The sequence below is a fragment of the Rhodothermus marinus genome (assembly GCF_009936275.1).
Classification (GTDB): domain Bacteria; phylum Bacteroidota; class Rhodothermia; order Rhodothermales; family Rhodothermaceae; genus Rhodothermus; species Rhodothermus marinus_A.
The window spans coordinates 276,754-300,104 of the sequence record NZ_AP019797.1; the positions used below are offsets into that span (position 1 = coordinate 276,754).

The following is a 23,351-nucleotide window of genomic DNA, read 5'->3' on the forward strand; positions in this document are numbered from 1 at the left end:
GTTACTCGGGCAGGCGCTCGGCTTCGAGGCGGGCTTCGAGCGCCAGCGCCGCTTCGATGAGCTGCTCGCGCAGCGGGTGCAGCTTTTCGTGCTGGTCGATGTAGCGCGAGAGCGCCTCGCGCAGCGAGCTGTCGCGCTCGACGATCGTGCGGCGCTCGCGCACCACGGGCGTGACGGTGCGCTCGACGCCGGCAATGTGGGCGGCCGTGCGCAGCGCCTCGCGGATGCGGCGCACGTCGACGCGGGCCACCTGGTCTTCGTCCACCTGGTAGCGCACGCGCACGATGGCGTCGGCCACCGGAGTGCGAGCGATGGCGCTCAGGATGCGTTCGGTGGGTTCGTCGCTGTCGCGGGCGTCTATGTGCAGGTCCACGAAGCGGCGGGCGGGCGTCTCCACGAAGCGGTAGTGCGTCTGCTTGCGCGTGCCGTTGGACTGAATTTCCACCAGCACGAAGCCTTTCGGGTCATCTGCTTCGCGGAACGTGACGCGCTCGATGCTGCTGCTGTAGACGACCGGGATGCCGTCGGGATTGAGGTTCTGATGCCGGTGAATGTGGCCCAGCGCCACGTAGTCGATAGGCGGCAGCGCCAGCTGACCCACGGTGAACTTCGGCTCGTGGGCGATCAGGCTGGTGCGCTCCGAGCCGGAAAGCTCGGCGCCCTGCACGCTGAAGTGTCCGGCCAGCACGGTGGGCAGCGACGGATCGAGCCGCTCGACCGCCTTCTGTACGTATTCGACGTAGAGCTGCTCGATCACCTCGCGCACCTCGGACGCCGATTTCCGGCGATATTCCTCGCGGGTCAGCAGCAGGCTCCGTACCGGCCAGGGCAGGGCGATGAGCTGGAGCGGCCCGCTTTTCGTCTGGATGGTGGCCACTTCGGGCCGTCGGAAGACGCGGGCCTGGCCTTCCAGATAGCGGAAGATGTCGATCGACGAGGCGCGGCCAAAGGTGACCGGGTGGTCGTGGTTGCCCACCAGCAGGACGATCGGGATGCCGCGCTCGGTCAGCGGCTGCAGGCACTCGGCAAAGATCGTCTGCTCGGTCGGGGAGGGATCGGGATTCCGGAAGGCGTCGCCGCAGAACAGAAACAGATCGACATCTTCGGCGAGCGCCTGCGCCACCATGAACTCGAAGGCGCGGCGGAAGTCCTGCAGCCGCGAGTTAAGCCCCGTCGATGGATCGACGCGGCCGTAGGTGGTGATGCCCAGGTGGATGTCAGCCGTGTGCAGGATCTTCATGGGAGAAAGACGGGCTGGCGATCAGCCAGAAGATACGGCAGCGGTCGATCGGATGCCAGCACGCTTTACCAGCCCACGCGTCGCTGGTTCAGCTCGGGCGTAATCCGACGTTCCTGGCGGAGCGAGTCGGCGCCCGGCATGTGCAGGCCGATCGGGAGCGGGAACGTGGCGTTGCTGATTTCGATGTCCGGCGCCTGCTCCATGCGTCGCCAGAAATCACCCACGATAAACAGGGCATTGTGGGCGCCCTGGCCCCACCAGTGCGTGCGGAACGTGACGCGCGGGTCGTTGAAGCCCACCCAGGCGCCGGTGACCAGCTCGGGATGCATCAGGATGAACCAGCCGTCGGCGCTGTTCTGCGTGGTGCCCGTCTTACCGGCAAAGTCGTAACGCGTCAGCCCGAACTGCCAGCGGATGCGTGTGCCGGTCCCGTAGCGAATCACATCACGCAGCATGTCGACCACCGTGTAGGCGGTCTCTTCAGAGATGGCCTCGCGCGGTACCGGCTGGGCTTCGTAGAGCACGTTGCCGCTGGCATCTTCGATGCGGGTGACCACCGTGGGTTCGTAGTAGAGGCCGCCGCTGGCCAGCGTGACATAGGCCGAGACCAGCTCCAGGAGCGTCACGTTGCTGGTGCCCAGCGCCAGCGAGGGCACTTCTTCCAGCGGACTTTTGATGCCCATGCGCCGGGCGTAGAAGGCCACGTTGCGCGCGCCCACCTGCAGTACCAGCCGGGCCGAAACCGTGTTGACCGAGCGGGCCAGCGCCTCACGCAGTGTGAGGAGCTGGCCGGTCGATTCCCCCTCGGCGTTTCTGGGCTGCCAGACGTTTCCCGCCGGGTCCACGTAGGTGACCGAGCTGTCGGGCAGCACGTCGTAAGGCGACCAGCCGTTGTCGATGGCCGCCGTGTAGAGGAAGGGCTTGAACGTCGAGCCGGGCTGCCGACGCGCGATGGCCACGTGGTCGTACCAGTCCCGTGTCAGATCGCGGCCGCCCACCCAGGCCCGGACGTAGCCGTTGCGCGGGTCGATCGCTACAAAACCGGCCTCCAGACGCGTCTTGACCGCTTTGAGCGAATCCATGAAGGCCCGGTCGGCCCGGAGCCGACGGAGCGCTTCGTCGGGGGCCACGCCGCCGGCCACCAGGCGCCGGTACCGCTCCGTCTCCCGGATGAACTGATCGACCGTGTCGCGCTTGCTGGACCAGTAGTAGGCGAACGGCTCGTAGTTCTTTTGCTGGAGGTACAGGTTGACGTCCTGGCCCAGGAAAAACCCGCTGCGGCGGCTCCATTCGTAGTCGACGACGGCCTGCAGGCCGCGCATCTGTTCGTCGACGGCCTGACGGGCCAGCTCCTGCAGTCGGCTGTCAAGCGTGGTGTAGACGCGCAGACCGTCCGTGTAGATGTTGTAGCCGTGCGCTTTCGCCCAGTTTACGAGCCAGCGTCGCACGTATTCGGCAAAGTAAGGAGCGATGCTGGCCGTAATCGCCGAGGTGCGAAAGTCCGTGACGATCGGATCGTCCTTGTGCGCTTCGAAGAAATCCCGGTCCAGGTAACCGTGCCGGACCATCTGCCAGAGCACCACGTTGCGCCGCTGGCGGGCGCGCTCCGGAAAGCGGATCGGGTTGTAAAGGGCCGGGTTGCGCAGCATGCCCACGAGCGTGGCCGCCTCCAGCACGTTCAGGTCCCGGGCCGGCTTGTTGAAGAACGTGCGGGCCGCCGACTCGATGCCGAACGCATTGTAGACGAACTCGACCGTGTTCAGGTACATTTCGATGATTTCGCGCTTGGTGTAGCGGCGCTCGAGCTCGACGGCCGTGACCATTTCCTTGAGCTTGCGCTCGATCGTCTGCGCCCGACCGATCTGCTCGTTGTACAGGTTGCGGGCGAGCTGCTGCGTGATGGTCGAGCCGCCCTGCACCTCGCGGCCCAGGCTCAGGATCGTCTGCGCCACGGCCGAGGCGGTGCGAAACAGATCGATGCCCCAGTGGTCGTAGAAGCGGTGGTCTTCGGTAGCCAGCAGGGCCTGGATGACGTAGGGCGAGATCTCGTCGTAGGAAACCCAGGTGCGGTTCTGGCGGGCGTAGCGGGCCAGCTCTTTGCCGTCGGCCGTGTAGGCGATGGTGGCCAGTTCGAAGGTGGGATTATCGAGCTGCTGGAAGGAAGGCAGTTCGTCCGAAAGTGACCACACGTACAGGCCCAGCGCCAGCGTGCCCAGCAGGATCAGCCCCACCAGCACGCTCAGCACCAGGGCGGCCTGCGCCTTCCGCGGATCTCGAAAGCGCCGATAGAAAAAGCCAACCAGCCCCCGGCGTTTCTTTGTCGCGTGGCCGTCGTCCCGCAACCGGGCGTGCCGGAAGTTCGGGTCGCTGAAATACCGCCGCAGTTCCTCCTCGGTGTGCGTCCAGCGATCAGGCATGGATCGATCGATGCCGTTTTTCGGCTCAGGATAGTGCGTATCGGATCAACGTCTGTGGGCCGTCCGGGGTCCAACGACAGAGGGACAGCGCGTTGTCCTCCAGCAGCCCGAAGGTCTGATCCCGGTACCAGCAGCCCGGGTTCAGGTACAGCCCGTCGGGCCAGCGGAGCAGCTCGGCCTGATGGCTGTGGCCCAGTACGACCACGTCGGCCCGTTTTTCCTGAAGCACCCGCCGTGCGTAGCACCGCAGTCGCTCGACGGTGACCGGGTTTAGCCGTTCCGGCCGCCACTGCGTGACGCGCCGCGCCAGCGCGAGCCCCAGATCGCCGGGCAGCAGCGTCCGGTAGAGCCAGACCGGCACCGGGTGACGGAGCAAGCGGCGCAGCACGCGTGCGAGCGGCCGGGCGATGGCCAGATCGCCGTGGTCCAGAAAGACACGATGTCCCAGCAACGGAACGACCGCTGCCTCGTGGAGCACACGTACGCCTAGCTCTTGTTCGAAATAATCCCGGTGCCAGGGATCGTGGTTGCCCACCACGTAGGTGACCGGAATGCCGCGTGCGGTCCAGTCGGCCAGCAGCGCCTGAAAGCGCACAAAGCCGCGGGGGACAAGGTAACGGTATTCGATGTAGTGATGAAAGACGTCGCCGACCAGCACCAGGTGCTGCACCCGCTCGGCCAGCGCAGTCAGGCAGGCCAGCAACGCCTGCTCGACCGCACGCTCGGTAGCGGGATCGGCGCGTCCCAGATGCAGATCGGCGAAAAACAGGACCACGGGCAGCTATGCAATAGATCGCGTAAATTGTTAATGGCGCCGCCCTTGTTCGCGCAAGCCGTCGGTGGGGTTCCAGAGACGCACCCTTTCGGCGGTTGAAGCGTTGGAAGCGCGTCTGTCAACCGGTAGCCAGCCAACGGATCATGTACCGCGACTACGACTACTATCAGCCGCCCACGCAGTTTGCGGTTTTTCCGCCGGTCGTCAAGAACCTGCTGATTCTGAACGGCCTGGTGTTTCTGGCGCAACTGGTGCCTACCACCGATCGGCTGCTCATCGAATGGTTTGCGCTCTGGCCGCTGGGCCTTCCGGATTTCTATCCGAACTTCTGGCCCTGGCAGCTCATCACTTACAGCTTCCTGCACGGCGGCTTTGCCCACCTCTTTTTCAATATGTTCGCGCTCTGGATGTTCGGCGTGCCGATCGAGCGGGCCTGGGGCTCCCGGCGCTTCGGCGTGTACTACTTCGTGTGTGTGGTGGGGGCGGGCCTGACGCAGTTGCTTGTCGTCACGCTCAGCGGGGCAGTGTACCCGACGGTAGGTGCTTCGGGCGGCGTGTTCGGGATCCTGCTGGCCTTCGGGATGATGTTTCCCAACACGCCCATTTACCTGTACTTTCTCTTTCCGATCAAAGCCAAATGGCTCGTGATCGGCTACGGATTGCTGGAGCTTTGGGCCGGCGTGACGAGCACCCAGTCGGGCGTGGCGCACTTTGCCCATCTGGGGGGCATGCTGTTCGGCTTTCTGCTGATTCAGTACTGGCGGGGTAAGCTGCCCTGGCGACCGTCGCGGCGGCTGTACTGGTAAGGCAAAACCTTTCTCCCGTCCATGCAGTACACAACAGCAGATCCGTGGAACCACCCAGCTTGAGCGATCCGTGAGCCGGTTTCTGGTCTGGTATCGCATGCAGCCGCCCGCGTTGCGGGCCCTGCTGACGATCAACGTGGGGGTCTACCTGCTGTGGATCCTGGCGCTCATGCACATCGACGCCGTGCGCCGGTTTGTGTGGATGCAGCTGGCGCTGAACCCCGACTGGCCGGCCATCCTGACGCACCCCTGGCAGCTCGTCACCTACAACTTTCTGCACCTGCAACCGGGCTTCTGGGGGCTGCTGCACATTCTGTTCAACATGCTCTGGCTGGTGTGGATCGGCCGCGAATACGAGGAGCTACACGGCTCGCACCAGCTCCTGGCGCTGTACCTGATCGCCGGCGTCGGCGGCGGGTTGCTCACCGTGCTGCTGCATGCGCTGTTTCCAAACGTGGGCGCCTTCGGCGGGCTGGTGCACGGCGCCTCGGCGTCGGTGCTGGGCGTGCTCATGGCCGTGGCCATTCTCTACCCGTTCAAGAGCGTGGCGCTGTTTCTGTTCGGGCCGATCCGGTTGCTCTACCTGGTGCTGATCTTTCTGGCGCTCGACGTGCTGTTCATGGCCGGCAGCGGCACGGCCGTCGGGGCGCACCTGGGCGGTGCGTTGTTCGGCTTTCTGTATGCGAAGGCGGAGCAGCGGGGGCTCGATCTGGCCGGTTGGGCGCGCATCTTCTTCCAGCCGCGCCGCGCGCGTCGGCGGCAGCCCGTCACGGCCGAGACCGGCCATATGCTGCGCCGGGTGGGCGCCTGGATGGAACAACGGCGCGGTGCTGCGGCCGAAGGGCGGAGCAGCTCGGCCGAAGAACGCTCGCTGGAGGAAGAGGTGGATCGCATCCTGGATAAGATCAGTGCGCACGGGTACGATTCGCTCACCGAGGAAGAGAAGCGGATCCTTTACGAAGCCAGTCGGCGTTGAAGCCCGGAGCCAACCGAGAACGCAACCCCTGATGTGATCATGGAGCGACCGCGTCGCTGGTCCCGGCCCGTCATGGTCGGGAATGTGCAGATAGGTGGTGTGGCCCCGATCTCCGTCCAGTCGATGACGACCACGAAAACGCACGATGTGGAGGCCACGCTGGCGCAGATCCGACAGCTGGCCGAGGCGGGGGCCGACATCGTGCGCGTGGCCGTGCCGCGCCCGGAAGACGCCGAGGCGCTGCGCGACATCGTGCAGGGCAGCCCGGTGCCCATCGTGGCCGACATCCACTTCAACTACCAGTATGCACTGAAGGCCATCGAGGCCGGGGTGGCCAAGGTGCGCATCAACCCGGGCAACATCGGCAAAGAGGAGTGGGAACGTGAGGTGCTGCTGGCCGCCAAGGAGAAGGGCATCCCGATCCGTATCGGCGTCAATTCGGGCTCGCTCGAGCGCGACCTGCTCGACAAGTACGGCTACCCGAAGCCGGAGGCGCTCTTCGAAAGCGCCATGCGGCACGTGGAGATCTGCCTCAAACACGGCTTCGAGGACATCGTCATCTCCGTCAAGCACTCCGACGTCTACTACATGATCCAGGCCTACCGGCTGATTGCCGAGCGCACGGACTTCCCGCTGCATCTCGGCGTGACCGAGGCCGGGTCTTTCGTCAGCGGTAGCATCAAGAGCGCCATCGGGATCGGGGCGCTGCTGGCCGAAGGCATCGGCGACACGATCCGGGTCTCGCTGGCCACGGATCCGGTCAAAGAGGTGGAGGTGGCGCACCAGATTCTGAAGGCGCTGCGGCTGGGTCCGCCGGGCGTGAACATCATCGCCTGCCCGACGTGCGGCCGTCTGACCGGCGATCTGTTCTCGATCGTGGAGGCCGTCGAGGAAGCCGTCAAGGCGCGCAAGTTCAAGAAGAACCTGAACGTGGCGCTGATGGGTTGTGCGGTGAACGGTCCGGGCGAGGCGGCCGGCGCCGATCTGGGCATTTCGCTGGGGCGCGGTCGGGCGCATCTGTTCATCCGGGGCAAGGTCGTGCGCGTGGTACCCGAGGACCAGATCGTCGACGCCGTACTGGAAGCGATCGAGCAGTGGGAGGAGACGCCGGACGAGACGCCCGCACAAGCGAACGGACAGGCGGATGCCTCTTGACGGGGGCGATCCGCCACGTCGTCGGGCTGGCGGAAACGCATTGTGTGAAAGGTCGGCTGGCTTACATGCCCGGTTTCACAGGCAGGTTGCCTTTCTGTCAAAAAAAGATGAAAGGCCGGAGTCCGGGTAGAATTTTTTCTGCCGAAGCGACGCGTTGGGCTTGACAGGAGGCGCTTCGATGTTTTACTTATAGACTGGTAAGCGCTTACGCAAGTTTGGATCAATATGCCCGGCGCATGGGACTGACCATCTACGACATCGCCCGTGAAGCAGGCGTCTCGATAGCGACCGTTTCGCGCGTCTTCAACAACAGCCCCCGTGTGGCGCCGCACACGCGCAAGCGGGTACTGGAAGTGGCCCGGCGACTGGGCTATCAGCCCCACGTGTCCGCTCAGAGCCTGGCCCGGCGGCAGGCGCAGACGGTGGCGGCCATCGTCCCCATGCTGACCAACTATTTCTTCGTCGAAGTGCTGCGGGGGCTGCAGGATCGGCTGGCCGAGACGAACTTCGACCTGCTGGTCTATGCCGCGCCTACGCTTTCGGACGTGGATGCCCACCTGGAACGGGCGCTGCAGCGGGGCCGTTCGGCCGGCGTGATGATTTTTTCAACGCCGATCACTCTGGAGCGCGTCGAGCGCCTGCAGCGCAGCCGTCAGCCTGTAGTGCTGGTGGATTCGTTCCATCCGGATTTCGACTCGGTTTCGATCGACAACGAGCAGGGCGGGTATCTGGCGGCGCGCCATCTGCTCGAGCACGGCTATCGGCGCATCGGACTGCTCATGGCGCATCCCGACTCGGTCCCGGCACGGGAACGCCGTCACGGCTACGAGCGGGCGCTGCGCGAGGCCGGCCTGGAGCCCGATCCGGACCTGATCGTCGCCAGCACCGACCCGCACAACCACGGCTACACGGAGGAAGGGGGCTACGAGGCGATGAAGCAACTCCTGGAGCGCTCGCCCCGTCCGGAGGCCGTGTTCGTCGTGTCCGACATCATGGCGCTGGGCGCGCTACGCGCCATTGAGGAGGCCGGGCTCCGGGTGCCGGACGACCTGGGACTGATCGGCTTCGATGACCTGCGCGTGAGTCGCTTCCTCGGATTGAGCACGCTGCGCCAGCCCATGTACGAAATGGGGAAGCTGGCCGCTGAAAAGCTGCTCCGACGCATTGCCGAGCCGGAGCTGCCGGTGACCAGCACGGTTTTCGCCCCCCGGCTGATCTGTCGCCGCACCTGTGCGCCGGGCGCGCGGGACGGTCAACCCGAAACGGCAACGCTCTCCCGAAACCAGACATGAAGGCTACGGGCCTCATCGCCGTTGTGGGTTTGCTTTGGCTGGCCGGCTGCCACGCCGGTTCGGCCCAGCAGACGCTGCTGGCCGAAGGGCCGGGCGTGCACATCACGGCCGACGCCTTCCGGGAGGCGTACCTGGACTACCTGCTGCGCTCCGGCCAGACCGACAGCCCGCGGCTGCGCCGACTGTTTCTGGAGCAGATGATCCGGGAGGCCCTGGTGGCCTACGAGGCCCGGCAGCAGGGGCTGGATCGCACCCCGGCCTACGAAGAAGAGGCCCGGGCCGTCGAGACCAAACTGCTCGTGGAGGCCTACGCCCGGCACGTGCTCTACGACACGGTACGGGTGCGCGAAGCGGAGCTGGCCGAGGCGTTCGTGCGCATCAACACCGAGGTGCGGGCGCGCCATCTGTGGGCACCCACCCGGGCGGCCGCCGAATCGCTCTACGCGCGCCTTCAGGCCGGCGCCTCCTTCGAGGAGCTGGCCGCCGAGGTCTTCCGCGACACCGCACTGGCCCGGAGCGGCGGCGATCTGGGCTGGTTCTCGTTTGACGAAATGGATCCGGCCTTTGAGGACGTGGCCTTCCGGCTCAGGCCGGGCGAGATTTCGCCGCCGGTGCGCACGGCCTACGGCTACTCGATCATTCAGGTGATGGATCGGTTCACGAAGCCGATCCTGACCGAGACCGAGTTTGCGCAGAAGCGGCCCCTGCTGGAGCGTTACCTGCGCTACCGGAAGCAACAGGCCGCCCGGGAAGCCTGCGCGCGTAGTCTGGCCGATTCGCTGCAGATTCGCTTTCACGAGGCGACGCTGCAGCGACTCTACGCCCGGATTGCGGGTCGTGTGGAGCAGGAGGCAGAGGGCGAACGGGAAGGCTGGCTCCAGGCGCCGCTGCTGACGTTCGGTCCGCCCACAGAGCGCGTGACCTGGACGGTGGCCGACTTCCGGGAGCAGGCGCGGCTGACAGGCAGGGCACAACGGGAGGCGGCCGCGCGCTCGCCAGAGGCGCTGCAGGAGTTCGCCCGCGGGTTGGTCGTTCGCCACGTACTGGCCGAGCGCGCCCGCGCGGCCGGTCTGCACCGCAGCCCGGCCTTCGAGCAGGCCCGGCAGGAGGCGCTCGACCGCTGGCTCTACCGGTATGTGCGGCAGCAGGTGGAGTCCGGGGCCACGGTGCCGGAGGACACACTGCGGGCCTTCTACGAGGCGCACCGGGAAGATTTCCGGATGCCCGCCCGGCGGGCCGTCTGGGAGATTCTGGTGCCCACCGAAGCAGAGGCGCAGCGCATCCGGACGCTGCTGGCGACCACGCCGTTCGAGGAACTGGCCCGGCGCTACTCGCGGCGACCGGGCGCGGCGGCGACGGGCGGCTATCTGGGCTTCGTGGCCGAAGCACAACTGGGTGAGGTGGGGAAGGCCGTCTTTGCCGCCGGCGAGGGAGAGGTGCTGGGACCGCTGCGGATTGCCGACGGCTACGTGCTGCTGAGAGTGGGTGCTGAACAGCCCGAACGCCCCATGACCTTCGAAGAGGCGCGGCCGCTCATCGAACGCCAGCTCCGGCCTTTCTTTGCGCGCAGACGCTGGCAGGAGCACCTGGCAGAACTGGCCGCGCGTCACGCAGACCGGATCACGCGCCATCTGGCCCGACTGGACACGCTACACCTGACATCCCCCACCGACGCCTGAATGGGACCAACCGCGTTGTTACAGGCCATCATGAAAACGCAAGCGATTGTAAGTAAAGCGCTTACATTTCTGGGTGGATTGCTGCTGGCCGGTGGGCTGATCGGTTCGGCTCTGGCACAGACCACGGGGAAAATCACCGGCCGCGTCATCGATGCGGCCACGGGTGCGCCGCTCCCCGGTGTGAGCGTTTACATCGAGGGCACCACGCTGGGAGCCGCCACGGACGTCGACGGCGAATATGTGATCATCGGCGTGCGGCCGGGCACCTATACGGTCGTGGCCTCTTTTGTGGGCTATGCCACCGAGCGCCGTGAGGGCGTGCAGGTGGGCAGCGGCCTGACCACGCGCGTCGATTTTGCGCTCCGCGAGGAGGTGATCGAGGGCGAAGAGATCGTGGTGGTTGCGCCGCCGATCACCGTGCGCAAGGACCTGACCAGCTCCGAGGCGCGCGTGACGGCCGAGACGATCGACCGCCTGCCCGTGCAGGAGGTGAGCCAGGTGCTGACGCTACAGGCGGGCGTGACCGAGCGGGGCGGCCTGCACATCCGCGGCGGCCGCGCCAGCGAGGTCGTGGTCATGGTCGACGGCGTGCCCGTCACAGACAACTTCGACGGCTCGACGGCCGTGCAGCTCGAAAACGAAGGGATTCAGGAGCTGCAGGTCATCTCGGGCACCTTCAACGCCGAGTACGGCAACGCCATGTCGGGCGTGATCAACGTGGTGACGAAAGAAGGGCGCTCGGACCGATGGGCCGGTTCGATCAAGACCTACAGCGGTTCCTACCTGGTCTTCGGCGAAGGGGGCGAGGCTTACCTGCGCGGCGTCGAGGTGGAGCGCTACACGCGGCAGGGCATTCAGTACCGGGACGTCGATCCCTACAGCTATCTGCCGATCAATCCCACGCACTACTACAACTTCGAGGCGGCGCTCGAGGGGCCGATCTTCACGCCACGGCTGACGCTTTTCGGGCTCGTCCGCTACTTCCACAACGACGGCTGGCTCTATGGCGCCCGCATGTTCAACATGGACGGCACCTACGGCGACTCGTCGCTGGTGCCCATGAACACCTATTCGAAACTGAGCTGGCAGGGTAACCTGCGCTTCCAGGTGACGCCCAACCTGTTTCTGAACCTGATCGGCCTCGGCTCGGTCACGCGCAGCCGGCCTTACGACCTCTACTGGCGCTGGAATCCTGACGGTCGCACGCGCAACTACGACCTGGGCTACAACCTGAAGCTGCAGCTCAAGCACCTGCTCAGCTCCCGTACCTTCTACACAGTCCATCTGGCCACCTTCCGGCGGCACGCCTGGAGCCGGCGATTCGACGATCCGCTCGATCCTCGCTACAACGGGTTGGCCATTCTGCCGCCGGACTCCATCGAAGTCGCGCCGGGTGTCTGGGTACCCTACGTGACGGGTGGAGGACGCTTCGCCCGCGGCGGCATGGACATGAACCACTTCGAGCGTACCTCGCAGGCTTACTTTGCCAAGGCCGACCTGACCAGCCAGGTGGCGCGCAACCACCTGGTCAAGCTCGGCGCCGAGGTGCGCATCGACCGGCTGGACTTCACGGCCTTCAGCCTGATTCCGGCCACCGACGCCGAGGGCAACGTCATCCAGCCCTTCCGGCCGGCCATCCCGCCCGAGACGTCCCCGCGGTACCAGCACTACGAGGACGTCTCGCCAGTTACGGCCAGCGCCTACGTGCAGGACAAGATCGAATTCGAGGACTTCATTGTGAACGTGGGGCTTCGCTTCGATTACTTCGACGCCCGCACACCGGTCCCGGCCGATCCTGAAGACCCGAACATCTACTTTCCCTTCAAGAAAATCCACATCTACAGAGACCTGAACGGCGACGGCGTGATCACCGTCGACGAGGAACGCGAGGACAATCGCTACACACTGGAAGAACGCGAGGCGTTCTGGTGGAAGTATCCGAAGCCCAAGTTTCAGCTTTCGCCTCGGCTGGGCATTTCCTACCCGATCACCGAGACCGGCGTGCTGCATTTTTCCTACGGGCACTTTCTCCAGATTCCCACGCTGAACCTGCTTTTTGCCGGCTACGGCTACAAGATTCAGAACCAGTCGGGCCAGTACGGGCCTTACGGCAACCCGGACCTCGACGCGCAGCGGACCGTCATGTACGAGATCGGCTTCCGCCAGGGGCTGGGTCCCTTCCTGTTCGACGTGACGGCCTACTATCGGGACGTACGCGACTGGGTCTCGACCTCCACCCCGATCGAGACAGAGATCCCCGGCGTCGTCTATGTGATCTACACGAACCGCGACTATGCGAGCACGCGCGGCGTGACGGCCACCTTCTCGCGGCGCTTCGAGCACGGCTGGGGCTTCGACGTGAGCTACACCTACCAGGTGGCCGAGGGCTCCAACTCGAACCCGGACGAAGAATTCTTCGCGCGGCTGAACAACCAGCAGCCCGCGCTGACGCTGCTGCCGCTCGACTGGGACCAGCGGCACAAGGTGGCCGCCGCCTTCTATCTGGGCGGAAAGAACTGGGGCGCCTCGATGGTGAGCGTCTGGGGTTCCGGCTTCCCCTACACGCCGTCGTTCCCCGAAGCGGCCATCGCCGGACCCGACGTGCCCCCGACCTTTCCGCGCAATGCACGCCGCATGCCGTCCACCTGGCAGGTGGACCTCTACGCCTACCGGGACTTCGAGATCGCCGGGGTGCGGCCGCGTCTGTTCGTGCAGGTGTACAACCTGCTGGATCGGCGCAACCCGGTGGCCGTCTTCAGCGACACGGGGCGGCCCGACGTGACGCTGCCCCAGCAGCAGGCTGCCTCGTTCGATCCGGGCTACTTCGTCCGGCCCGAACACTACAGCGAGCCCCGACGGCTTCACGTAGGACTGGAACTGCAGTTTTGAAAGTGTAACCGCTATGCGTAAGCGTTTACTTCTGATCCATGGCCTTGTCCTGATCCTGCTGGCCGGAGCCGCCGGCCGGAGCGTGGTACGTGCCCAGACAATCGAGCGCGGGCACGTCCCCAGTAAAGAACGCGTCGATCCGCTGGAGCGTCGGCGCGACGACATCGACGGCAACAACGTCCGCGCCACGATCACGAACTGGCTCCAGACGGCGCAGTCGGGCAATCCCGGTGACTTCTGGTACGAATGGCCCAAAAACACGCGCCGCATCTACGTGTCGTTGACGCAGCTCTGGGTGGGCGCGCAGGTGAAGGCCAATGTGGGGAGCAACCCGGGTCAGACGCTCTACATCGTCGATGTGGCCGACTTCCGCCAGAATCGCTTCGGCGGTACGAATTCCTGGACGTTCGAGCCTATCAAAGGCTACGTCAACCCGGCCGGAAGCGAATACGGCATCGCGCAGAGCGACGACCCGGAGAGCTGGCCACCCTTCTGGCCCGACAAGCTGGCCGACAAGAACGATCCCGGCTGGCGCGGCTCGTGGAACGGTTTCTTTGGCAAGAACATCTTCAACGCCGACCAGGAGTTCTTCTTCAAAGCGGGCGACGACCAGTACGACCGCTACCTGAACGCCTACCGGCCCGACTCGACCGATCCCTCGCGTGGCGGACTGGGGCTGATCGTCGAGGCCCGCTACATGGCCTGGACGCAGATCTTGATCGACGACGTCGTCTTTCTGCTCTACGAGGTCAAAAACGACGGCACCGAAGACCTGGAACGCGTCGGCTTTACGGTCTGGCTGGCCGACTGTGTCGGTGGCGACTGTGGCGACGACATTCCCTACTTCGACATTCTTGAAGACGTCGCCTTCATGACCGACCGCGACGGGGTGGGCGACCAGAACTTCGGGCCGGATCCCGTCGGTGTGGCGGCCATCACGTTTCTGGAGACGCCCGGCAACGGCATCGACCGGATCGACAACGACGCCGACGGCTCAACGGGCAACCCGGACTGCTCGGTGGCCGAATGTAACAGCCCCGTCGTGCCCGAAGCTTTCCTGGAAGGCGAAAACCCGCTGAACGGGATCGACGACAACAACAATGGCCTGATCGACGAGAACGCCTCGCACGTGCCCTTCCAGGCCGAGCAGGGTTCCAGCCCGGGCGTGGGCTATGCGGACTACATTGACAATGACGACGATGGAGAAGTAGGGAGCCCTGTTGTGACGCCCGAAATGGTGCTGGCTGCCGCTGGTGATCGCTGGAACCGCTGGCCGCCGAATCCGGAGTCCGATCCGCTTCAGCAGCGTGCCAATGGTCGGCCGATCGTGCACCTCGTGGGCGTGGGCCAGGAAGACGTGGGGCATGGCTTCAAGGACGGAATCGACAACGATAACACGTGCGACGCACAGGGGCACATTCTGGCCGAGCCGGGCTCGCCGCGTGTGACGCAGGAGATGATCGACGCGGCCGCCACCGATCCCTACCGTCGCTACCGCCTGCCCGGCACCGACATCATTCTGTACGACGTGGGGCCGGAAGATCTGGGCAGGTGCTATGCGGACGGCGTGGACAACGACGGCGACGGAGCCGTGGACGAGGGGATCGACGAAGGCATTGACGAGATGATTGACGAGCGCCGCGACGACGGACTCGACAACGACGGCGACTGGAATCCGCTCCGCGACGACACAGGCCTCGACGGTGTGCCTTACTCTGGCGATCCGGGCGAGGCCGACGGGCTGCCCACCAGTGGCGCCGGCACGCCGTTCCCCGGCGAGCGCAACATCGACAAAACCGACGTGGCCGAGTCGGACCAGATCGGCATCACCAACGTGCAGGTCTTTCCGGCCGGCTCGCTGAACCTGACGCAGACGGCCGACCAGACGCTCTTCAACACGTTCATGCTGCCCGGCGAGCTGGAGCTGGAGCGGCCGCCTGCCGGCGATAACGACCTGGCCGTCTCCAGCGGGCTGTTCCCGCTCCGGGCCGGACAGATCGAACGCATCTCGCTGGCCATCGTGCTGGCGGCCAATCGAACCGAAGCGCTTAAGGGCCGCGACTACGCACTGAGCGCCTACTCGGAGGATTACCAGTTCGCCCAGGCGCCGCTGACACCCACCGTGGTCGCCGTGCCGGGCGACGGCCGCGTGACGCTCTACTGGGATTCGAAAGCCGAGGAGTCCGTCGACTCCTATCTGGAAAGCATCGGGCTCAACGGTCGGGACTTCGAGGGCTACCGGATCTACCGGGCCACCGATCCGGCCTTCCTCGACGCGCTGGTCATCACCGACGGCTTCGGCAACCTGACCTTCCGCAAGCCGATCGCCCAGTTCGACCTGAAAGACGGCATCCGGGGCTTCCATCCCGTCGACATCAACGGGATCAAGTTCTACCTGGGCGACGACACCGGCATCCGGCACGTGTTTGTCGACACGACCGTCACGAACGGCATCACCTACTACTATGCCGTGACGGCCTACGACTTCGGCGCGGCCGAGGCGAACATCGCCCCCACCGAGACGCCCATTCGCATCCGGCGGTTGCCCGACGGCACGATCGAGACCGGCCCGAACGTGGTGCGCGTGACGCCCACGGCGCCCGTGGCCGGCTACCGGAATGCCGAGCTGGAAAACGTCGACGGCTTCCTGCCGCGCGTGCAGGGCTTTACGACCAGCCGCATCGGCTATCAGATCATCGACCCGCGGGCCGTGCGCGACGGGGCGCGTTATCGCGTCGTGTTTGAGGACACGTTGATCCCCGGCACGCGCACCGCGCCCGACACGCTCACGACGAAGAACTTCTCGCTGATCGACATCACGGATCCGGACAACCCCGACACGCTCATCCGTCGCTCGACGGCCTTCAAGCCCGGCCGCGAGGTGCCCATCGTCGACGGCTTCCAGCTCATCTTCTTCCCGGATCCCTACGTGGTGCAGGACCGCACAAAGTCGGGCTGGAACAACCCGGACGTGTACGATCCGGTGATGGAGCCCTTCGTGCAGCCGCCGTTCATCAAGGGGCTACGAAATCCGGCCGACTATCGGGTCGAGATTGTGGGTGACGGCGAGGTGATGTCCGAGCCGCTCCGGATCGGGGCGCAGACCATCCCGGCGCGGCCCACGAACGTCCGGGTGGTCAATATTTCCACCGGCCAGGAAGTGAAATTTGCCTTCCTGGATCGGGACAACACGGACGGCGGCATTCTGTCGGATACCCCGGCGCGCTTTACGGCCAGCCCTGAAGCCAATCCTCCGGCCAGCGACTACCTGGTGCTGATCGAACCGTTGCCCGGCGGCGGCGAGGGCGTCACCTGGCGCATTTCGCTCGACATCACACAGACGGGGCGGCGCAATCCGCAGCAGGGCGACGTGGCCACGCTGATCACGCGCAAGCCGTTCCTTTCATCCGACGTATTCGAATTCACGGCCCGAGGACCGACGGTGGATCGGGAGGCCGCCCGCTCGCTGCTCGATCAGATTCGCGTGGTACCCAACCCGTACATCGCCACGAACCGCTTCGAGCAGCAGAACCCCTACACGACGGGGCGGGGCCCGCGGGCCATCCACTTCATCCACCTGCCGCCACAGGCCACCGTGCGCATCTTCACGATCAGCGGACGGCTGGTGCGCACGCTTCGCCTGAACGAGGGCTCCAACGATGGGCTCGATGCCGCCTCGCTGATGAACGGAACGCTCGTGTGGGACCTGCTCACCGAGGACGGGCTCGAGGTCTCCTACGGCGTCTACCTCTACCACGTGGAAGCGCCGGGCATCGGCGAAAAAACCGGAACCTTTGCCATCATCAAATGAGCGCCATGCGTGGACATAGATCGATTGCGGCAATGCTCTGGCTGCTGGTGCTGACCGCCGGCGTGGCGCAGGCGCAGTTTGCCAGCGAGACGCGCACGGTCACGCGGGCCGGTACGGCCGCGGCAGAGTTTCTGAGCATTCCGATCGGAGCGCGTGCTACCGCCATGGGTAGCGCCGTCAGTGCAACGATCGACGACCCGACGGCCATCTACTGGAATCCGGCCGGTCTGACCGGGCTGACGCGCGGCACCTTCACGGCCGAATATGCGCAGTGGCTGGCCGACATCTCGGTCAACTACGTGGCCGTGGCGACGCCGCTGGGCGCCGGCACGGTAGGTATCGGCGTGACGGCCGTGCGCACGCCGGAAATGGAAGAAACCACCGTCGAGCAGCAGGAGGGCACCGGACGCACCTTCACGGCCGCCTCCTATGCCGTGGCGCTGAGCTATGCGCGGGCGCTCACCGACCGGTTCTCGATCGGCGGTTCGGTCAAGTTCATCACCGAGCGCATTTCCTTCTCGACGGCCAGCGGACTGGCGCTCGACATCGGGACGCTGTTCGTGACGCCGTTCCGGGGCATTCGCCTGGGGGCGGCCATCACGAACTTCGGCACGAAGATGCGCATGCGCGGCGACGACCTGCTGACGATCGTCGACATTGATCCGAACAACCGGGGCAACAACACGAGCAACCGGGCCGAGCTGCGCACCGACCCGTTCGATCTACCGCTGACGATGCGCATCGGGCTGGCCGGCGAGGTCTGGCAGCGCGACGGCTACCGGCTGACGCTGGCCGTTGATGCGCTCAGCCCGAGCAACAGCAGCCAGTACGTGAACGTGGGGGCCGAGCTCGGGCTGCTGGGCGACCTGCTCCTGCTGCGCGGCGGCTACAGCGAGCTGTTTCTGACCGACAGCGCCCACACGTTCTCGCTGGGCGGTGGCCTGCGCTATCGGTTCGGTGCCTTCTACGTGACTTTCGACTACGCCTACGAAGGCTGGCGCTATTTCAACGGCGTCAACCGCTTTACGCTGATGGTCGGCTTCTGACCATACCCCGAACCAGACCCCAACAACCAAACCGGTGAAACCGCCATGGTAAGCGCTACCACAAAAATCGGCGGCCGCCTGGCACTGCTGCTCCTGGCGGCGGTGCTGATGGCCGGCCAGGCGCTGGCGCAGCGCACCGTCACGCTGCGCCTGAACACGGCCACGCTGCCCGACACGACGGGCACGGCCGACGGCCTCATCCAGGTGCGCGGCCAGATTACGAACCAGGACTGGCCCTTCACGCTGCCCGACGGCAACGTGATCTCTTGGGACGATCAGACCACGCTCAAGCCCATGAACGTGGGCGGGGACTACTGGGAGATCAGCTTCCAGATCCCCGACAACGAAGAACTGCAGTTCAAATTCTTCTCCTCGCAGGCCGAGGCGACCGGCATCGGCGGCTGGGAAGATGGTGGTAACCACGTACTGGCGGCCGGTACAGGCGACACCACGCTGGTGCTCCACTTCTTCGAGAAAGGTGGGGACTTTGCCTACGACTGGCGGCCCTGGCAGCAGAAACCCGACACGATCGCCGTCTGGTTCCGCGTTTACGTGAGTACCGAGGAAGGCGCGGCCGATGGCTACGATCCGAACGCCGACAGCATCGTCGTGGGCGTGCGGGGGGATCCGCTCAACGGGGCCGGTCCGCTGGACTGGGGCACGACCCGGGTAATCCTGCAGCGGGAGTCCAGCGACAAAAACATGCCCGGCTACCATCTGTTCTCCGGTGTGGCCTACTATCCGGCCTCGCTGGCAGGCACGACCCAGGAGTACAAGTTCTTCATCGAGCCCAACGGCTGGGAAGAAGGCAATCTGAGCGGCAACCGGTCGTTCGTCATCCCCGACAAAGACACGACGCTGCACTGGGTCTACTACGGCAATACGAAGCCGGTGGACCTGCTGGGCCAGCAGCGCGTGACGGCCAACGTGATCTTCACCGTGGATATCGACCCGCTGGTGAACGCCGGACTGTTCGATAAGCAGCGAGGCGACACGCTCATCGTGCGGGGCGACTTCAACGGCTGGGGTAACTGTCTGGATGCCGGCAACCCGGACGACTGCGCCCTGTTCGAGTCGGTCGATCCCACCCAGTACACGACCTCTATTCCGATCACCAACTTCCCGAATACGGAATTCAACTACAAATTCTACGTGGACTTTGAGGCCGAAGGATGGCCGGAGGGCTGGGAAGAACCGCTGGACTACGGTGGGAGCAACCGTCGGCTCGTCTTTACGGGCGAGGACCCGCTGGATCTGGGTGTGCAGTTTTTCAACGACGTGCGGGAGGGGAACGTGATTCCGGAGGGCACGCAGATCGACGTGACCTTCCAGGTCGACATGAGCCCGGCGCTGAACTTCCAGGTCAAGCGGGCCTTCGATCCGGAAAAGGACAGCGTCTATGTGGTCTTCGAGGATCCGCTCTGGCGGCTGACGCAGGCGATGCCGCTGGGTCTGAGCGACCTGGAGCCGCTGCTGCTCTCGGATGACGACGGCGACCTGATCTACACGGGCACGCTCACGGTGACCGGTCCGACCTACAACGGCATCGGCTTCCGCTACCGCTATGGCAACGTGGTGGATGGTTACGTGGATGAAGGGGAAGGCGGATTCGATCCCGGTCGGCGTCGCTATCAGTACATCCTGCCCTCGGCGGCCAAGAACTGGCCGACCGAATACACGATGCCGCTGGTGCAGTTTCAGGAAAGCGGCCTGCTGCCGTTCGAGTGCAATCCGACGGCCGACGTGGCCTCGCTGCCGCAGGACGTGCAGGACCTCTGCTATCCGGCCGGCACCTCGCCCACGGCCGTCGAGCCGATCGACGGCACGCGGCCCGAGCGCTTCGCGCTGAGCCGCAACTACCCGAACCCGTTCGCGGACCGCACGACGTTCGAGTACACGCTGCCCGAGACGCAGCCCGTGCGCGTGCGCGTCTACGACCTGCTGGGTCGCGTGGTGGCCACGCTCGTCGACGAGGTGCAGCCGGCCGGCACCTACCGGGTCACCTTCCGCGCCGACGGGCTCTCGAGCGGCATCTACGTCTACCGACTGGAGACACCTTCGGGCATCTTCGCCCGCAAGATGATGATCGTCCGGTAAGCCCGGGTGCATGAAATGGGCGGGGTCGGGGCAATACATACCCATACCCGTAGGTCCGGCCGCCTCGACCCCGCCCGATTTTTTCTGAAGACTGTTTGGTGCAAGCCACGAAGGCGCAGCCGAAGTGGCGCCGGGAGACGGCGCGCCGCTTATACAGGCATGGGCGAATTCGTGAAGAAAAATCCGAAAGTCATGCGCAGGTTCTGGCTGTTTGCGCTGCTGTTCTGGTATGGCGCGACCGCTGCGTTGGCACAGGTGGTCTGGACCGATCCCGCCGTGGTGCGCGTGGACCGGCCCGTTACGATCTACTTCAATGCGAAGGAAGGCACGGGCGGGCTGGCCGGCTACACGGGCGATGTCTACGCGCACACGGGCGTCATCACGAACGAAAGCCGCACCGACACCGACTGGCGCTATGTGAAAGCGGACTGGGGCGAAAACCGTGCGGACATCCGCATGGAGCGCATCGGCGAAGACCTCTATCGCCTGCACATCCCCGACATTCGCGCCTACTATCAGGATTACTCGGGCACGCCGCCGCCCGGGGCGCCGCCGTGGGACAACATCTACGACGAGCAGATCCTCAAGCTGGCTTTCGTCTTTCGGAATGCCGACGGCTCGCGTGAGGGCAAAGACGTGGGCGGCCGCGACATTTTCGTGGACGTGGCGCCGCCCGGTCTGGCCGTCACGTTTGCCGCGCCGAGCGTGACGCCGCTGCGACCGCTCATCGCACCGCGCGACACCAGCGTGGAGGTCGTCGCCGTGGCCGATCCGGGGGCCGGCGCCACGCTGACGGCCTTCCGCCTGCTGGTCGAAGGCGTCGAAGTAGCGCAGACCACCGACGACACGCTTCGCTACACGCTGACGCTGAACGTGCCCGGTCGTTTCGACGTGCTGGCCATCGCCGAAAACTCGCTGGGCGAAGCCGATACAGCCGCCTTCTACGCCGTTCGCAACCCTGCCGTCGAGGACCGGCCGCGTCCGCCCGGCATCGAAGACGGGATCAACTACGACCCGAACGATCCCACACGGGTCACGCTCTCGCTTTATGCGCCGGGCAAGTCGTTCGTCTACGTGATCGGCGACTTCACGAACTGGGAGGTGGACCCGGCCTACTTCATGTACCGCGACGCACCGCGGCCCGACAGCGTCCACTGGTGGATCACCATCGAAGGGCTCACGCCGGGGCAGGAGTACGCTTTCCAGTATTTCATCGACGGCGAGTTGCGGCTGGCCGATCTGTTCGCGCACAAGGTGCTCGATCCCTGGAACGATCCGTTCATCCCGAGCAGCACGTACCCGAACCTGAAACCCTACCCGACCGGCAAGACCGAAGGGATCGTGGCCGTGCTGCAACCCGGCGCGCCACAGTACCAGTGGCAGGTGACCGACTTCGAGCGGCCGCCCGCGCACGAGCTGGTCATCTACGAGCTGCTCCTTCGCGACTTCGTGGCGAAGCACGACTACGCCACGCTTATCGACACGCTCGACTACCTGGAGCGCCTGGGCGTCAACGCCATCGAACTGATGCCCGTGGCCGAGTTCGACGGCAACATCAGCTGGGGCTACAACCCGGCCTTTCATCTGGCGCCCGACAAGTACTACGGTCCGGCCGACGACCTCAAGCGCTTCGTGGACGAGTGCCACCGCCGCGGCATTGCCGTCATCCTCGATGTCGTCTACAACCATGCCACGGGCAATTCGCCGCTGGTGCAGCTCTACGGCCCCACCGCAGACAATCCTTTCATCAACATCCCCGCCCGCCATCCCTTCAACGTATTCTACGACCTGAACCACGAGCACCCCTACATTCAGTACTGGCTCGACCGGGCCAACCGCTACTGGCTGGAGGAATTCCGCGTGGACGGCTTCCGCTTCGACCTTTCGAAAGGCTTTACGCAGAAATACACCGACAACGACGTCGGTGCCTGGAGCGCCTACGACGCCTCGCGCATCCGGCTGCTCAAGCGCATGGCCGATGCGATCTGGGCGGTCGATTCCACGGCCTACATCATTCTGGAGCACTTTGCGGACAATCAGGAAGAAAAAGAACTGGCCGCCTACGGGCAGGATCGTGGACGCGCCGGGATGCTACTCTGGCACAACCTGAACCGCGCCTTCAGCCAGAGCGTGACGGGGTACCTGAACGACCCGAACTTTTCGTCCGATCTGACCACGATCTATTACAAAAACCGGGGTTTCCCGACGCCGAACCTGATCGCCTACATGGAAAGCCAAGACGAGCAGTGGCTCATGTACCGGATGCGGGCCTACGGAGCGCGGCAGGGATCCTACGACGTGCGGAGCCTGCCCGTGGCGCTGGATCGGATGAAGCTGGCCGGGGCGTTTTTCTTCACGGTGCCCGGACCGAAAATGATCTGGCAGTTCGGCGAGCTGGGCTATGGCTACGGCGAGCGCGGCGAGCAGTGCCTGGAAGGCGCGGGCGATAGCTGTCCGTCTATTGCACCCGGCCGTATCGATCCGAAGCCCATCCGCTGGGACTATCGCAACGATCCGCTCCGGATGAAGCTGTACAAGACCTGGGCCGAGCTGCTCAGGCTCCGGCGCGAACATGCCGTGTTCCGCAGCCCGGAGACGCAGGTGCGCATGCGATTGCAGCACGGCGTGCCCGGTCGGTGGCTCTCGCTCACGCATCCGGAGCTGAGCGTTGTGGTGGTGGGCAACTTCGGCCTGGAGCCGCTGGTGGTCACGCCCACGTTCCCGCAGACGGGCACCTGGTACGACTACTTCAACGGCGACTCGCTGGTGGTCGACGATCCGAATACAGGCATCGAACTGCTGCCCGGCGAGTTCCGGCTCTACACGAACCGTTATGTGGGGCAGGCCGAGCCGGGCCTGATCACCGTGGGCCTTGCTTCGGGCGACGTGTCGGTGCGGCCGGAGCGCGTGCGGCTGGAAGCGCCGTTTCCGAATCCGTTTCGCACACAGGTTACGCTTCACTACGCGCTGCCCGAGCCGATGCGGGTGAAGCTGGCCGTTTACGACCTGCTGGGGCGTCGGATCGCCACGCTGGCGGACGGCCTGCAGGCGGCCGGACGGCACACGATCACCTGGACGCCTGAAAAGCTGGCGGCCGGGCTGTATCTGGTGCGGCTCGAAGCCAGCGGCCACGCGGAAACCCGACCGGTGCTGTTTGCCCCCTGAAGA

13 protein-coding genes are annotated in these 23,351 nt (G+C 65.2%); 10 read left to right on the top strand and 3 right to left on the bottom strand.

Features of this window, described 5'->3' with window-relative positions:
- Position 1 precedes the first annotated feature (1 nt).
- The 3 genes from GYH26_RS01340 to GYH26_RS01350 form a co-directional block, all read right to left on the bottom strand.
- Complete coding sequence (locus GYH26_RS01340) at positions 2-1,240, bottom strand: metallophosphoesterase family protein (RefSeq protein ID WP_161540173.1); 1,239 nt, start codon at positions 1,238-1,240, stop codon at positions 2-4.
- 65 nt (positions 1,241-1,305) lie between these two features.
- On the bottom strand, positions 1,306-3,657 hold the full coding sequence (locus tag GYH26_RS01345) for a penicillin-binding protein 1A (protein ID WP_161540174.1): 2,352 nt from the start codon (positions 3,655-3,657) through the stop codon (positions 1,306-1,308).
- A gap of 25 nt (positions 3,658-3,682) precedes the next feature.
- Positions 3,683-4,432, bottom strand: a complete 750-nt coding sequence (locus tag GYH26_RS01350) for a UDP-2,3-diacylglucosamine diphosphatase (protein ID WP_161540175.1) — start codon at positions 4,430-4,432, stop codon at positions 3,683-3,685.
- Positions 4,433-4,575: 143 nt separating this feature from the next.
- On the opposite strand from GYH26_RS01350, the gene GYH26_RS01355 reads away from it, so the two are divergent.
- The 10 genes from GYH26_RS01355 to GYH26_RS01400 all read left to right on the top strand — a co-directional run bounded on the left by GYH26_RS01355 (position 4,576) and on the right by GYH26_RS01400 (position 23,348).
- Positions 4,576-5,238, top strand: coding sequence for a rhomboid family intramembrane serine protease (locus GYH26_RS01355; protein ID WP_161540176.1), 663 nt, complete (start codon positions 4,576-4,578; stop codon positions 5,236-5,238).
- Positions 5,239-5,308: 70 nt separating this feature from the next.
- The gene (locus tag GYH26_RS01360; RefSeq protein ID WP_242006527.1) at positions 5,309-6,214 is read left to right on the top strand and encodes a rhomboid family protein; all 906 of its coding nucleotides are present in this window, start codon (positions 5,309-5,311) and stop codon (positions 6,212-6,214) included.
- Positions 6,215-6,253: 39 nt separating this feature from the next.
- Entirely contained in the window at positions 6,254-7,369 is a 1,116-nt protein-coding gene (ispG, locus tag GYH26_RS01365; protein WP_161540177.1) for a flavodoxin-dependent (E)-4-hydroxy-3-methylbut-2-enyl-diphosphate synthase, read from the top strand.
- A gap of 236 nt (positions 7,370-7,605) precedes the next feature.
- A complete protein-coding gene (locus GYH26_RS01370) occupies positions 7,606-8,661 on the top strand; it encodes a LacI family DNA-binding transcriptional regulator (protein ID WP_161540178.1) in 1,056 nt (351 codons plus the stop codon).
- Positions 8,658-10,340 (top strand): peptidyl-prolyl cis-trans isomerase, encoded by a 1,683-nt coding sequence (locus tag GYH26_RS01375; RefSeq protein ID WP_161540179.1) that lies wholly within the window; start codon positions 8,658-8,660, stop codon positions 10,338-10,340. The genes GYH26_RS01370 and GYH26_RS01375 overlap by 4 nt, the downstream gene beginning before the upstream one ends.
- Before the next feature lie 30 nt (positions 10,341-10,370).
- The gene (locus tag GYH26_RS01380) at positions 10,371-13,229 is read left to right on the top strand and encodes a TonB-dependent receptor (protein ID WP_161540180.1); all 2,859 of its coding nucleotides are present in this window, start codon (positions 10,371-10,373) and stop codon (positions 13,227-13,229) included.
- A gap of 13 nt (positions 13,230-13,242) precedes the next feature.
- Positions 13,243-17,040, top strand: a complete 3,798-nt coding sequence (locus tag GYH26_RS01385; RefSeq protein ID WP_161540181.1) for a hypothetical protein — start codon at positions 13,243-13,245, stop codon at positions 17,038-17,040.
- A 5-nt stretch (positions 17,041-17,045) separates the two neighbouring features.
- The gene (locus tag GYH26_RS01390) at positions 17,046-18,086 is read left to right on the top strand and encodes a PorV/PorQ family protein (RefSeq protein ID WP_242006529.1); all 1,041 of its coding nucleotides are present in this window, start codon (positions 17,046-17,048) and stop codon (positions 18,084-18,086) included.
- 45 nt (positions 18,087-18,131) lie between these two features.
- Positions 18,132-20,183: a T9SS type A sorting domain-containing protein gene (locus GYH26_RS01395; RefSeq protein WP_161540183.1), complete on the top strand. Its 2,052-nt coding sequence runs from the start codon at positions 18,132-18,134 to the stop codon at positions 20,181-20,183.
- 192 nt (positions 20,184-20,375) lie between these two features.
- Positions 20,376-23,348: an alpha-amylase family glycosyl hydrolase gene (locus GYH26_RS01400; RefSeq protein ID WP_161540184.1), complete on the top strand. Its 2,973-nt coding sequence runs from the start codon at positions 20,376-20,378 to the stop codon at positions 23,346-23,348.
- The last annotated feature ends 3 nt before the right edge of the window (positions 23,349-23,351 follow it).